This window comes from Allotamlana fucoidanivorans, assembly GCF_006265225.1.
Taxonomy (GTDB): Bacteria; Bacteroidota; Bacteroidia; order Flavobacteriales; family Flavobacteriaceae; genus Allotamlana; species Allotamlana fucoidanivorans.
The window spans coordinates 1-15010 of sequence record NZ_VDCS01000015.1 but is presented as its reverse complement, the minus strand read 5'-3'; the positions used below and the strand labels follow the sequence as shown (position 1 = coordinate 15010).

The following is a 15010-nucleotide window of genomic DNA, read 5'->3' as shown; positions in this document are numbered from 1 at the left end:
TCTTATGAAAAACTCCATTGCCGAAAGAGTGGGCGATTTCTTAAAACGCTATCCGCCTTTTAATTTAATAAAGCCCACACTTCTTTTTGACATTGCTTCGCAAGTAACTATTACCTATCTCGAAAAAGGAAACACAATATTTCAAAAAGGGGATACTTCACATGAATTTATTTATGTTGTAAGAGATGGTGGCATTGGTATTCACTATGACAATGGAGGTATTCATGATATATTAAATATTCATGACAAAGGTGATATTTTTGGGCTACAACCCTTAATTTCAAAAGACCCTTACCAAGTTACGGCTACGGCCAATGAGGAATCTATTGTTTATTCTATTCCTGTTGATATTTTTCAACGTGTTACCGACAATAATGCTAAAATTCAAAAATACCTCATTACGGTTTTTGCATCCAATATTGACGCGCCTTATAGTGCTGAGATAGCTGGAAAAATATTTGTTGATTATTTACCTAATCAAGCACAAGATTTAGTAAACTTTCAAACCGCAAATTACACTAAAAACCCCATTACATGCGACGAAGATTCTACAGTGCAAAGAGCCGCCATAAAAATGAGTCTTCATAAAATTGGGTGTATTATAGTAGTAGATAAAAGCAAAAATCCTGTTGGTATCATCACAAACAGTGATATAAAAAATAAAATTGCTACAGGGTTATTTCCTATAAATACTGCAGTGAATAAGATTATGAGCTCCCCGGTAATTACCGGTAAAAAAGGGTTAACAGTGGCCGAAGGACAGTTGCTCATGATTAAAAACACCATTGGTCATTTGTGTATCACTAAAGATGGTACGGTAAACACGAAACTAGTAGGCGTGCTCACGCATCATGATGTATTGACCTCTTTAGGAAACAGCCCCACTGTTATTCTAAAAGAAATAAAACGAGCTAAACGCACTAGAAGACTACGTTCTGCCCGACTAAAAGCAAATGTACTGTTAAAGCGTTATTTAGAACAAAATATTCCAATATCGCATAGCATTAAGATTATTTCACAAGTAAATGATGCCATTACAACTAGAGCCATTGAACTTGCTATAAAAAAAATGGACGCCCCACCCCCAGTGCTCTTTTCATGGCTTTCATTAGGTAGCCAAGGCCGTCATGAACAATTATTATTTACAGACCAAGACAATGCCATCGTTTTTGAAAACGTAAATGAATCTACCTATCAAGATACCAAATCTTATTTTTTAAAATTAGGACAATTGGTAACCTCCGCATTAAACAAAGTAGGATTTGAGTATTGTGAAGCAGATATGATGGCTAGCAATCCAGCGTGGTGCAAATCACTATCTGAATGGCAAACACAATTTAAACACTGGATATTAAAACCAGATGAAAAAGCCATTTTATTATCATCTATTTTCTTTGATTACAATTGTGTTTATGGAGATAAAATGCTTATTAGCAGTTTAACAAACACCATTTATGACACTCTAGCTGAAACCTCCTTATTTTTTAAATTTCTAGGTAGAGATGCAGTAAAAAGTCCGTCCCCCCTTGGTTTCTTTAGGCAATTTTTAATTGAAAAAACGGGTGAGCAAAAAGAGCTTTTTAATATTAAAAGTAGGGCTGTTATGCCTTTAGTTGATGCTGGCAGATTACTCGTTCTAAGTAAGCAGGTAAGAGATGTAAATAATACAGCAGAACGTTTTGAAAAATTAGCTGAACTTGAACCCGAAAACAAAGAGCTTTACAACTCTTGTTCTTATGCGTTTAAAGCACTTTTAAAATTTAAAACCAAGCAAGGCCTTCAAAATGGTGATTCAGGAAAACTTATAGATTTAGAAACCCTAAACAAAGAAGAAAAATTAAAATTGCGTCGGTGTTTTAAGCCTATTCAGGAAGTTCAGGAAGTGCTAAAAATTAGGTTTGATCTAAAAAACTTTATTTAAATGGTATTCAATTGGTTTCAGAAAAAAAAGAAAAGCTACCCTGATTTCTGGGAAACTTATCTTTCCTCTTTTAAAGATCATGAAAAACAAGCCATTCCTGAAACACGCTTTGTGGCTTTTGATACAGAAACTACAGGATTCGATTCAAAAAAAGATCGTATATTATCAATAGGTGCAGTAGCCTTTAAAGGAAAGTCTATCCCTGTAAATAACACCTTAGAATTGTATTTAAAACAGGATGTTTTCAATCCTAAAACGGTAGAAATACATGAAATTATTAAAAACAATAAACTAGAAAAGGTTACAGAATTAGAAGCTATTAAAATATTTCTGGATTATATAAAAGATGCTGTATTAATTGCACACCATGCTAAATTTGATCAAAGAATGATGAATGCTATGCTAGCCAGACATGGGTTGGGTGAATTAAAAAATGAATGTATTGATACTGGAACGTTGTTTAACAAATCAAAACACATCATTTACAAGGAAAACCTAAAAGACCATTATAGTTTGGATGACCTATGTACCGAGTTAAATGTAGCTGTTACAGATAGACATACAGCGAGTGGTGATGCCTTAATTACAGCATTTGTTTTTTTAAAAACCCTCGCCAGATTAGATAAAAGAAAGCATTTACAATGGGAGTATTTGTTATCTAGATAACAAAAAAAGTCCTGTAAACACAATTACAGGACTCTTACTTACACTTACAATGCATTATCTATAATATCTTGCACCACTTCTGGATTAAGTAAGGTGCTTGTATCTCCTAAATTACTAGTATCTTTTCCAGCAATTTTTCTTAAAATACGACGCATAATTTTACCACTTCGGGTTTTTGGCAATCCACTAGTAAACTGTATTTTGTCTAACTTAGCTATAGGACCTATTTGCTCTGTAATAATTTGATTAATCTCTTTACGCAAATTATCATGCATCCGTCCTTCTCCAGTTTCCTTCAACGTTACATAACCATATAACGCATTACCTTTAATATCATGCGGAAATCCTACAATGGCACTTTCTGCTACCGCTGGATGTTCATTAATAGCATCTTCAATAGGAGCAGTTCCTAAATTATGACCTGATACAATGATAACATCATCAACACGCCCCGTAATTCTATAATAACCAACCTCATCTCTCAAGGCGCCATCTCCTGTAAAATATTTGTTTTCATAAGCTGAGAAATAGGTGTCTTTATACCGCTGATGATCTCCCCAAATAGTACGTGCCATACTAGGCCACGGAAACTTAATACATAAACGACCATCTACCTGATTACCTTTAATTTCTTGTCCGCTTTCATCCATCAATGCAGGTTGAATGCCAATGAAAGGTAAGGTGGCATAGGTAGGTTTTGTTGGTGTTGCAAAGGCTATAGGCGATATCATAATACCTCCTGTTTCTGTTTGCCACCAAGTATCAACAATTGGCGATTTTTTCTTTCCAACATTATCATCATACCAGTGCCATGCTTCTTCATTTATAGGTTCTCCCACGGTACCTAATACTTTTAAAGAGGATAAATCATACTTCTCTAAATGGTGAACACCTTCCTTGGCTAAGGCTCTAATGGCGGTTGGTGCTGTATAAAATTGGTTGACTTTATGCTTTTCAACAATAGCCCAGAATCTCGAAAAATCGGGATAGCTTGGTACACCTTCAAACATAATTGTTGTTGCTCCGTTACATAACGGGCCATAAACGATGTAACTATGCCCTGTTATCCAACCTATATCTGCCGTACACCAATACACATCCTGTTCCCTATATTGAAATATATTTTTAAAGGTATAGGCCGTGTAAACCATATAACCACCTGTAGTATGCACCATACCCTTAGGCTTACCCGTAGAACCTGAGGTATATAATATAAATAACGGATCTTCTGAATTCATTGTTTCAGCAGGACAATCTAAATCAGCTTCATCCAGCAATGGTTGCAACCAGTAATCACGTCCTTCTTTCATACTAATTTCAGAATGAATACGCTGCGCAACTAATACGGTTTTTACGCCTGAACAAGACTCTAGCGCTTCATCAACAATCCCTTTTAAATCTATAGTCTTTGCTCCACGATATGAACCATCACTTGTTATTACCATTTTACAATCGGCATCATTAATTCGAGTGGCTAAAGCGGTTGATGAAAAGCCCGCAAAAACCACAGAGTGAATAGCTCCAATCCGTGCACAGGCTAAAACAGAAATAGCCAATTCAGGAATCATGGGCAAGTATATGCACACACGATCGCCCTTTTCAATACCTTTACTTTTTAAAACATTGGCAAACTGACATACTTTTTCATGTAGTTGTCTGTAAGTGATATGCTGTGCTTCTTCCTCGGGATTATTAGGCTCAAAAATAATGGCTGTTTTATCTGCTCTTGTTGCCAAGTGCCTGTCAATACAGTTTTCTGTAATGTTTAATTGGGCACCTTCAAACCATTTTATTTCTGGTTTAGAAAAATCCCAGCTTAATACATTATGCCATCGTTTACGCCACATGAAATGTTCTTCGGCCATTTCTTCCCAGAAAACTTCGGGATTTCTGACCGATTTACGATAAACTTGGTAGTACTCTTCTAAATGCTTAATATGGTAATTACTCATAAATTTTGATTAAGGTCTTTATATTGTCCAGTTTATTAGGTCTTCTAAATTAATAAAATATTAAGCATAGAATAAACTTTTTTCTACGAACAACATAAAACATTCTACGGACTTAGACTAAACCTAGATTAATGCGTGGCTTTACCAGCTCCATTTGGAATTCTAATAGTTTCTACAATATCTTGAACTTCTTCTGGAGGTGCAGGTGTAAATGCCATAATAACCATAGAAACAATAAAATTTAATAACATAGCCACAGAGCCAAAGCCCTCAGGAGAAATTCCAAACCACCAATCACTTTTATCTGGAAGTACCTCATCAAACCAACCTAGTTTATATTTAATCATGTACAACATCATGGCTGTAATCCCTACTACCATACCTGCAATGGCACCTTCTTTATTCATACGTTTATAAAAAATACCTAAAATTATAGCAGGAAAAAAAGAGGCTGCAGCCAAACCAAAGGCTAAAGCCACAACCGCGGCAACAAAACCTGGTGGATTAATACCAAAATACCCAGCCACACATACAGCTCCAACAGCCGATAACCGAGCAGCAACCAACTCTCCTTTTTCTGAAATTTTAGGGTTAATCATTTTTTTTATTAAATCATGCGACACTGACGAAGATATCACTAAAAGTAATCCTGCTGCTGTTGATAATGCCGCAGCTAAACCACCTGCAGCCACCAAGGCAACAACCCAATTGGGTAAATTTGAAATCTCAGGATTTGCTAGAACCATAATATCTCTGTCTACCACAAGTTCATTTTCATCTTTGTTAGCCAAATACTGAATTTTTCCATCCTTGTTTTTATCTGTAAACTCAATTAACCCTGTGCTTTCCCATTTTTTAAACCATTGAGGCACGGATGCATACGGTTGGTTTGAAACCGTTTCAATCATATTGGTGCGTGCAAAAACAGCCACAGCTGGTGCCGTAGAATATAATAACACAATAAGTAACAAGGCAATGCCAGCCGATTTTCTAGCGTCTTTAACACGTTTTACGGTAAAAAAACGAACAATAACGTGTGGTAAACCCGCAGTACCAACCATTAAGGCGCACGTAATTGCAAAAACATCAATCATAGATTTTGTACCTTCAGTATATTCAGAAAAACCCAATTGAAGACTCAAACCATCTAATTTATCAAGTAAATAAGTCCCAGAATCTTCAGCCAACGTGCCCCCAAATCCTAACTGAGGAATGGGGTTTCCCGTCATTTGAATAGAAATAAATATAGCTGGTACCATAAATGCAAAAATCAAAATACAGTACTGTGCCACCTGAGTATAGGTTATCCCTTTCATACCTCCTAAAACAGCATAAAACAAAACAATTAACATACCTATAATAACACCGGTATTAATATCAACCTCTAAGAATCTGGAAAATACAATACCCACACCACGCATTTGACCAGCCACATACGTGAACGACACCAATAAGGCACAAAGTACCGCTACTACACGTGCCGTTTTTGAATAATACCTATCACCAATAAAGTCTGGAACGGTAAATTTTCCAAACTTTCTTAAATAAGGAGCTAAAAGTAACGCCAGCAATACATAACCTCCTGTCCATCCCATTAAATAAACAGCACCATCATATCCTGCAAATGAAATAATACCTGCCATGGAAATAAAAGATGCGGCACTCATCCAATCTGCCGCCGTTGCCATACCATTTGCTAAAGGAGATACTCCACTGCCAGCTACATAAAACTCTTTGGTTGATCCTGCCCTTGACCATATAGCAATACCAATATAAATGGCAAATGTAACACCCACTAAAATATAGGTCCAGTTTTGAACGCCTATGCCTTCTACTAACAAACTATGCATCATAACCATATTTTTTATCCAATTTGTTCATCAGCCGAACATAAACAAAAATTAATACGACAAACACATATAGTGAACCCTGCTGAGCGAACCAAAACCCTAGTTTAAACCCTCCCAATCGTATAGAATTAAGGGTGTCTTTAAATAAAATTCCAGCACCAAACGATACTAGAAACCATATAGTTAGTAAAATAAGAAGATAGCCTATATTCTCTTTCCAATACGCCGTAGCATTTTTGTTGTTAGACATGGTTATTTGGTTTAGTTAGTTAATTAAATCTCCAAAATAGCATTATTTTTTAAAACTTTACCTTTTTAAAAACCTCAAAACATTTCGAATATCGAAAACATAGTAATCCAAACATTTAATATTTAAAGGTATCTTTATACATAAAAACAATAACATTATGGCTTACGATGAATTTTTGGCCGATAGAATACGTCAGCACCTAAAAGATCAACACATAGTATTTTCTGAATTAAAAATGATGGGGGGCTTATGTTTTAAAGTAGATAATAAAATGCTTTGTGGCATTCATCTAGATAAAACATATGGTGATCATTTACTTATGGCAAGAATAGGTGAAACAGCCTATACAAATGAAATAGAAAAACCAGAATGTTTGCCAATGGACTTTACGGGGCGCCCTATGAAAGGTTATGTGTTTGTGACACCTGACGGATTTGATTCCGACGCTGATTTATCTTACTGGATAGATTTATGTTTAGCCTTTAATCCACTCGCAAAAGCGAGTAAACCTAGAAAGAAAAGTTAGTTTAAAGACCGTTTGTTCTAAATGAAAAGTATTTGGTTTATTGTTCTTCTTTTATTTTCACTTTTTAGTGTTTCGGCCCAGAGGTCTTCTATAAAAATAACAGGCAAAGTTGTTGAAAGCCAGAACCAACACCCTATTGCATTTGCCACCATTTCAGTAAATGACAAAAATTCAAAGAAACCTATTACTGGTACCATTAGTTCAGAAAATGGTTCATTTCAATTAAAAACAGAAGCTAGACACTTTTATATTGAAATCAGTTTTATGGGATTTAAATCACAAACCTTAACCAATTTTAATATCAAAAAAGGCAACATTAATTTAAAAACTATTATTCTTGAAGAAGACCAACAAACTTTAGATGAAGTTGTTGTACGTGCCGAACGCTCGCAACTGGAGTTTAAACTAGATAAACGCGTATTCAATGTAGGAAGTGATTTAAGTTCTACGGGAGCTAGTGCCTTAGAGGTTTTAAATAATATTCCATCTGTAACCGTAAATATTGAAGGCGAAATAAGTTTAAGGGGCAGTCAAGGTGTTCAAATATTAATTAATGGAAAACCCTCTGTTTTGGCTAGCGCCGAAGGGAATGCCTTGGGAAGCATTACTGCCGATATGATTGAAAAGGTTGAAGTTATTACCAACCCTTCTGCTAAATTTGATGCCGAAGGTACCTCTGGGATTTTAAATATCATCATTAAGAAATCAGAAAAAAGAGGTTTAAATGGTTCGGCCACATTAAATGTTGGTAATCCTAGAAGTAATTCCTTCGGGTTAAGCCTAAACAAACGTACCGAAAAGTTTAATCTCTTTAGTCAGTTAGGATTTGGTATTAGAACGTATCCTAGTGATTATGAAACTATAAATCGTGATTTAACCACTCAAAGCACTGTGAGCAGTTATGGATCCAGTGCCTTTGATGAAAAGTTTGGCAATATTTTAATTGGATCTGACTATTATTTTAATGAAAAAAATGTGGTAACACTTTCGGCTTCCTATGCTTATGAGGTTGAAGATCAAGAGGCCTATGCACGTTTTATGGAGACTGACGGTAGCAATACGCTTTTAAATGAATGGATAAGAAGCGAACTTACAGAGGCAACAAATCCTAAATTAAGATATGAGCTGCAATTTAAAAGAGATTTTGAGCGTCATAAAGATCAGAGCCTACTTTTTAGCGCTTTAGGTAGTTCTTTTAGAAAAGATCAATTTTCAGATTTCAACAATATTACCATTATTGGGAATCGAGACGATGCGTTGCAAAAAACACGAACAGACTATAAACTTGAAGATTATACCTTTAAACTAGACTACACACATCCTTTTCTAGAACAATACACCCTTGAAATAGGCTCTCAATATGTTATAAATGGTGTTACCAATGATTTTACTGTTGAAGATTTTATAGATGGCAAATGGATAAGCAACCCTGATTTAACAAACATCTTCAACTTTAACCAGAACGTTTTGGGCCTTTATACCACTGCCGCTTATGAAGGCAAAAAATGGGGTATTAAACTCGGGGCAAGATTAGAAAACACGGCACTTAAAACGGTACTTGAAACTACCAATGAACACAACCGAAAGAACTACAATAATGTGTTTCCTAGTGGTCATACCTCTTATAAAATCTCCGATAACTTTTCATTACAAGCAGGATTTTCAAAACGTATAAGACGACCAAGATTACGAGAATTAAACCCCTTTTCAAACATTAGAAACAATTTTAATATTTCAACAGGAAACCCTGATCTTAATCCGGAGTATACCGACTCGTATGAAATAACAAGTATCAATAAAATAGGAAAAGTGTCTCTTAATTTTACGGTTTACAACAGATATACCACCGATGTTGTAGAACGCATTACCCGTTTTGAAAATAATGTAAGTATTTCAAGACCTGAAAATGTAGGCTCTAATACAGTAACAGGTTTTGAAGCAAACGGTAAACTAATACCAACAAAATGGTGGACTATAAACGGTGATTTCAATTTTAATTATTTTAATAGGAAGGGAGATTTTGAAAGTCAAGTTTTTGATTTTAAAGGCAATCAATGGTCTGCTAGTCTGAGCACAAAATTTAAACTTCCTGCTGAATTTGAATTAGAAATCACTGGTAATTACAGATCAAAGTACCAAACCATTCAGAGTGAAATATCGGATAATATTTTTGCCGATTTAGGGGTTAGAAAAAAAATATTTAAAGGAAAAACCATTCTAAATTTAAGCATCAGAGACGTATTTGCCTCAAGAATAGACCAAACAACAACGACGCAACCCAACTTCTTTCTATATAATAAAAGACAACGCGGCCGCTTTATTTCTTTTGGTATTAGCTATGGTTTTGGTAAAGGAGAAGCCATGGAATTTTCGGGTAGACGAAGATAAGTACAAGACGTACAATAAAAAGCCTGGCAACCTGTATTATATGGTATATGTTATAGTATAAAACATAAGGACACAAAGCCCGAAAACGAAATAGTTAATAACTTTAACCTAAATATGGTAAAAAACTGATTTTTGTAAGTTTATTGGATAGACGGTATCTTTAATTTTGTTGCTTTCAAATTAAATGAAATAACTATATCATGAGAACAAAAATCACTTTACTATTTAGTATTGTTTTTCTAGCATTATTTTCTTGCATACAAGCACCTAAAAAAACTAAAGTAGATACACACAGTACAGATGAACATCAAGCACATGAAAAACACTGGAGTTATTCAGGCGAGACTTCACCTGAGCATTGGACTGAAATTGAAAAAGATTCAGACTGTGATGGGTCATTACAGTCTCCAATAAACATTATTCACCGCAGTGTAGACTCTGTAAAAGGTGCCAATAATTTGAAAATTCAATATACACCAAGTACACTTATTAGCGATGTACATAACAATGGGCACACTATAGTGTTTGGTTTTGAACCAGGCGACTCTATTAATTATAAAAATGAAACCTACTATTTAAAACAGATTCATTTTCATGAACCTTCTGAACATAAAATTAATGGGGTTATCTATCCTATTGAAATACACCTAGTGCATATAAGTAAATCTGGAAAATTGACCGTTTTAGGTGTTTTAGGTGAAGAGGGTGCTGAAAGTCAGTTATTTGAGTTTTTTGAAAGTTTTTTACCCTTGGCTAACGGAGATAAAAAAGAGATTCATAAAGAAGTTGACCTATCTAATTTATTTCTTGATGATAAAAGCTACTATTCTTATAGTGGCTCTTTAACTACCCCACCTTGTTCAGAAATAGTGAACTGGATAGTGTTTAAAAAGCCTGTAATACTTTCAGTTGAAGAGGTTCTTAAGTTAAAAAGCAACATGCCAATTAACAATTATAGGAATGAGCAACCTCTTAACGGCCGTATTGTAAGCTATCATTATTAACCATTTACTACCTTTTTTAATACAATTTTATAAGGAAAGCCTATAGAGACACTTTAGTCCCAATAGGCTTTCCATCTATAATATCTATTATGGTATTATCTAATTTTCCGTTGGCTATATAGGTAGGAATATTTTTAGAAGCTGTTTCTTGAGCATACTCTAATTTTGATCCCATACCACCACGCCCTTCTCCTTCACTTTTCTTAGAATCTTCTATATATTTATTTAAGTCTTCATCTGGCCCCACTTTTTTTACTAAATTGGTGCTTTCATCAGCTGGATCTCCCGTATACAACCCATTAATATCGGTTAAAATAATCAGCCTGTCCGCATTAATAAGTTGTGCAATTAAACTAGCTAATTCATCATTATCTGAAAACATTGACATTGTTACCGATACTGCATCATCTTCATTAGCAATAGGTACTACCCCTTCGGCAAGTAAACCTTCACAACAACTAATCATATGTTCTCGGTGCTGGCCTGGGCTAAAATCACGCTTTGTTGGTAACACTTGCGCACACTTCATACCGTATTCATGAAAAATATTATAATATAAACGCATCATTCGTGGTTGTCCAATAGCCGAATAAACCTGTCTGCGTTGGGTTCTATTTTGAATGTTTGATTTTCCTAGGACCTCTTTACCTGCAATGACCGATCCTGATGACACCAATATGGTCATAATATCTCTTTCATAAAGTGCCGCAATCTGCTTCACCAAATTTCTCAGAACAGGTCTTACAATTCTATTATCTTTATTGGTCATTACATTTGTACCAACCTTAATTACTATACGTTCTTTGTACATTTTAGTATGTTTTTCCTAACTCTATCGCACGATTAAATGCTGCTTGAGCGGCCTCCTTTATAAGTTCGTTTATATTATTATCATCCATAGAATCTAAAGCTGCTTGGGTGGTGCCTCCTTTTGATGCCACACGGTCCATCCAGGTAGTAGGCGATAAATTATTCTGATTGAATAGTTCAACAGCTCCTGAAAAGGTTTGACTTACCAGTAGCGTGGAATCATTTTGAGAGAAGCCCATTTCAAGGGCTGCTTCCATCATACTTTGCATAAAATAAAACACATAGGCGGGCCCGCTTCCTGAAATTCCTGTTGAAGCATCAATAAACTTTTCATTAGAAACTTTTATGGATTTGCCTGTGGTATTTAAAAGACTTTCTATAGCCAGCAATTCAATTCTTGATACCGATTTTGTAGCTACATAAGAGGTTAGCCCCTTACCTATTTGGGCTGGTAAATTGGGCATAGCTCTAACAATTTTAGGCAATCCTGCAATATCCTGCATGGCCTTAATAGTTACCCCAGCCATAATAGATATGATGATTTGTTCCTCATTTAATAATGGCGAAATGTTTTTTAATAATTCTTCAGCATGATAAGGCTTTACGGCTATAAAAATAATATCTGCCTTGGGTACACAATCTTCAAACGTTTTATGGGCTTCAAAGTTTTCTGAAGACTTGAGTTGCTCTAATTTTTCAGAACAACTATCAATAACCATGATGCTTCTTTTTTTTAATAATTTGGATTTCGACATACCTTCTGCATAGGTCATCCCCATATTTCCAGCGCCAATAACAAGTACTCTCATTTGTTTTTTATTTCAGATTTTTATTTAAATAAATAGCATACAGTCTTTACAGTCTTTCACCTCTCCGTAGTAGGTTTCTCTGTATTTATGCAACGTTTCAAAGGGAATCCCTAAAAAGTATTTTTTTATATACGTGACCTTGGTGGTAAGCTCTCCCATTTTTAAGGAGTAGCGTTTTTCGTAATTTGTTTTTCGTTTTATTTTTATAATTTTCATAAGATTGCTTTAAATTTTAATAGTGTTTTAAGGTTACCGCATAAGACGCATTTCAATGTTTGCTACTTTAAAACCTTCTTTTTTAAATAATGCTATAGCAGGATTTTCGGGGTTGATATGTAGAGCAATGCTTCCTTTACAATACGACTTAAGTTGCCTAATAAGAGTTTTCGCAATTCCTTTTCCTCTGTAACTTGGTTTAATAGCAAGATTCACTAATATATTCTCTGGAATATAGTCTTTCATTCCTGTTTTATTAACCACGGCCGCTCCTACAATGTCGGTTGCATCTTCAATTACCAAAACATACCCGCCTATCCCAGGTATTTCTTTTGCTGCATACATAATAGATTTTCTTATCCCAAACTTACTATCTTTAAAGTCACCAGAATATTTATGTAAAAAATTTGTAATTTGATTAATGTTCATTGTTGATAACCTCGTAAAGGCATCAAAGATTTTTATTTCCATAAACTATTTATAAGGAAGGTTACACCTTGTTACAAAAGGCACATATTTGAATTCATCTCAAAACAACACTACATAATAATTAACTATGTAATGATTTATAATGATTAAATAAAGGCAGTTACACCGAAACAGAAGCAGTGCTATGATTATGTTGTAGGAGGAATAAATTTATCAGACTGATTTCTAAAAACTAGAAAGTTGAAGTTGAAGACTCTGCTATTTCGTTTTTCATGTATTCCTTTTCCCATGGTGCAAATTTACAAAAACACAGTACCAATAACAAGTTTGAGCCGGTTTAATATTATATCACTTTTTATTGAGCGCATAAATCTTGTATTTAATTTAAAGTTTTAATCCGACTAATTTTATAAGCTTATTTAACATACACTACCTTACGCTATAAATCCATAGACGGTTTATACTCTGTTGAAGTCATTTCACCACCACTTCTGACCACTTCACTTTATTAAGAAAAACTTAGCCATACTCCTACCCTATCTTTGTGTCATATTAATAACAGAAAATAATTTTGAGAAGAAGAATTTTTAAGTTTTATACGTTTTATTCTGTTATTAATTGAAAAGAGTAAGTTTTTCATATAGTTAGTTTGGTTAGTTTGAATCCGCTTAGTTTTAGAGAGAGTTAAGCGGATAATTTTTACTTTACACGGCCTTTAAGTTGCTTTACATGAATTTTTAGTTACTTCGCTTTAATAGCGAAGGCTTATCTCAAATAACAACTGTACTTTTAACCCATTGAAAGCTGCTAGTGATAGTAAGTTTTTCATAGAGTAAGTTTGGTTTGTTTAAAACCGCCCGGTGATCTTAAAAACTGGGCGGTTTTTTTATCACAGAAACTAAAAAAATAATATAAGTTTCATACAAATCTAATAACCTTAAAAACCCTTCACGTTATGTTCTTGCTGGTTCAATAACCATTTTAGATACTTCAAATTATTTCCAAACTAAAAAATGATTAGAGGTTATAATTTTGTATTGGATTTATTATGCTTTAATAGGTGTAATAAACCTCCTTAAAAAACAGAAGACAAAAACTAGTAGACTCTAGCCATTTTGGCTAGACCTAAACCGCTTAATTCCCCCAAAGTTAGGCGGTTATTTTTTCTAAATTAATTATTGTTTTCTCTAACTATTTTCAAATCTGCTTGAATTGAATTCAGCATAAAAACGTTAACACCCTTTACCTATTTTACTTGTCACCTGAGTTTTCTGATGGAATTTCAACAAGATCAGATGATAGTCTTTGGCCAGGTTTTATAACTAAAAGAGATTATTTATTAGACAAAATTCATCCCAAATCCTTTATAAAAATGCTTATTTTGACCTTCCTCTAATGCTGCAATCTAAACCCGTGGCCTATGGTATGATAATGCATTTAAGTAATACATGGGAAATTTTACAAATTTATTATGATAAAACAGTTAAGCTTGTAGGAGAAGTAATCTCTTATTAAGAACACAATGGCTATTTATACCTTATTACTGATATATCTGGGTATATTGGAAAGTATAAATTGTTAGTGCGACCAAAACTTAATTTAAATCACTAATTGTCTGTTTTTCTAAACATATTGTTCACTTTATCCGTTATTATAATAAACTCACTTTCGCTATCCGATTGACAATAGTAACTTTTTCATATAGTTAGTTTGGCTAGTTTAAAACCGCTCAGTAATCTCAAAATACTGAGCGGTTTTTTATATGTGAATTTGAAAATCACCAAATAACAAAACCCCTCATAACACCTTAACAAACAAAAAGTTAACATTAAATTAATATTTAAACCCGATTAAAACATTCTTAAATACGTACTTTAGAAAAGATTAGATAAAATTTTATTTAGTTGGTTAGGTTGAAAACCGTTTAGTCTTCTTCTAAAACTAAGCGGTTTTTTTGTTACATGCATTTAAATGCCTTCTATAGTCAGTTCACTTCCTTTTTAGAACACTTCACTTAAAAAGACACCGTTTAGCCTTTGTATCTGGGGTATCTTTGACTCAAAGAAAAAATAGAATAAAAAATTAGGGGTTTTATAACACTTATACCCTATTACAGATATAAGACAATAGTAAGTTTTTCATATAGTTAGTTTGGTTAGTTTGAAACCGCTCAGTAATCTCAAAATACT

Annotated in this window: 12 protein-coding genes; 5 read left to right on the top strand and 7 right to left on the bottom strand. The window is 34.2% G+C overall.

Annotated features, from left to right (window positions below; translation table 11 throughout):
• Positions 1-4: 4 nt before the first annotated feature.
• Both FGF67_RS14610 and FGF67_RS14605 read left to right on the top strand, forming a co-directional pair.
• A complete protein-coding gene (locus FGF67_RS14610) occupies positions 5-1921 on the top strand; it encodes a DUF294 nucleotidyltransferase-like domain-containing protein (RefSeq protein ID WP_139698504.1) in 1917 nt (638 codons plus the stop codon).
• Positions 1922-2587 (top strand): 3'-5' exonuclease, encoded by a 666-nt coding sequence (locus FGF67_RS14605; protein WP_139698503.1) that lies wholly within the window; start codon positions 1922-1924, stop codon positions 2585-2587.
• Positions 2588-2631: 44 nt separating this feature from the next.
• Here FGF67_RS14605 and acs read toward each other — a convergent pair whose 3' ends face one another.
• The 3 genes from acs to FGF67_RS14590 form a co-directional block, all read right to left on the bottom strand.
• A complete protein-coding gene (gene acs, locus FGF67_RS14600; protein ID WP_139698502.1) occupies positions 2632-4539 on the bottom strand; it encodes an acetate--CoA ligase in 1908 nt (635 codons plus the stop codon).
• A gap of 128 nt (positions 4540-4667) precedes the next feature.
• A complete protein-coding gene (locus FGF67_RS14595) occupies positions 4668-6392 on the bottom strand; it encodes a sodium:solute symporter family protein (protein WP_394344306.1) in 1725 nt (574 codons plus the stop codon).
• Positions 6382-6639, bottom strand: a complete 258-nt coding sequence (locus FGF67_RS14590; protein ID WP_139698501.1) for a DUF4212 domain-containing protein — start codon at positions 6637-6639, stop codon at positions 6382-6384. Before FGF67_RS14590 ends, FGF67_RS14595 begins: the two co-directional genes overlap by 11 nt.
• Before the next feature lie 157 nt (positions 6640-6796).
• Between FGF67_RS14590 and FGF67_RS14585 the strand changes: the two genes are divergently transcribed.
• The 3 genes from FGF67_RS14585 to FGF67_RS14575 all read left to right on the top strand — a co-directional run bounded on the left by FGF67_RS14585 (position 6797) and on the right by FGF67_RS14575 (position 10557).
• A complete protein-coding gene (locus FGF67_RS14585; RefSeq protein WP_139698500.1) occupies positions 6797-7165 on the top strand; it encodes a TfoX/Sxy family protein in 369 nt (122 codons plus the stop codon).
• Positions 7166-7186: 21 nt separating this feature from the next.
• Positions 7187-9553 (top strand): TonB-dependent receptor domain-containing protein, encoded by a 2367-nt coding sequence (locus tag FGF67_RS14580; protein WP_139698499.1) that lies wholly within the window; start codon positions 7187-7189, stop codon positions 9551-9553.
• Between the two features lie 200 nt (positions 9554-9753).
• A complete protein-coding gene (locus FGF67_RS14575) occupies positions 9754-10557 on the top strand; it encodes a carbonic anhydrase (RefSeq protein WP_139698498.1) in 804 nt (267 codons plus the stop codon).
• A 40-nt stretch (positions 10558-10597) separates the two neighbouring features.
• On the opposite strand, the gene proB is transcribed toward FGF67_RS14575, so the two are convergent.
• From proB to FGF67_RS14555, 4 genes are read right to left on the bottom strand one after another with little or no spacing between them, the layout of a single operon-like run.
• Positions 10598-11368 carry a glutamate 5-kinase gene (gene proB / locus FGF67_RS14570; protein WP_139698497.1) on the bottom strand — a complete coding sequence of 257 codons (771 nt, stop codon included), beginning with the start codon at positions 11366-11368 and terminating at the stop codon, positions 10598-10600.
• A gap of 1 nt (position 11369) precedes the next feature.
• Positions 11370-12176 (bottom strand): pyrroline-5-carboxylate reductase, encoded by an 807-nt coding sequence (gene proC / locus FGF67_RS14565; protein WP_139698496.1) that lies wholly within the window; start codon positions 12174-12176, stop codon positions 11370-11372.
• 24 nt (positions 12177-12200) lie between these two features.
• Positions 12201-12392 carry a hypothetical protein gene (locus tag FGF67_RS14560; protein ID WP_139698495.1) on the bottom strand — a complete coding sequence of 64 codons (192 nt, stop codon included), beginning with the start codon at positions 12390-12392 and terminating at the stop codon, positions 12201-12203.
• Positions 12393-12425: 33 nt separating this feature from the next.
• A complete protein-coding gene (locus FGF67_RS14555; RefSeq protein WP_139698494.1) occupies positions 12426-12863 on the bottom strand; it encodes a GNAT family N-acetyltransferase in 438 nt (145 codons plus the stop codon).
• Positions 12864-15010 lie beyond the last annotated feature (2147 nt).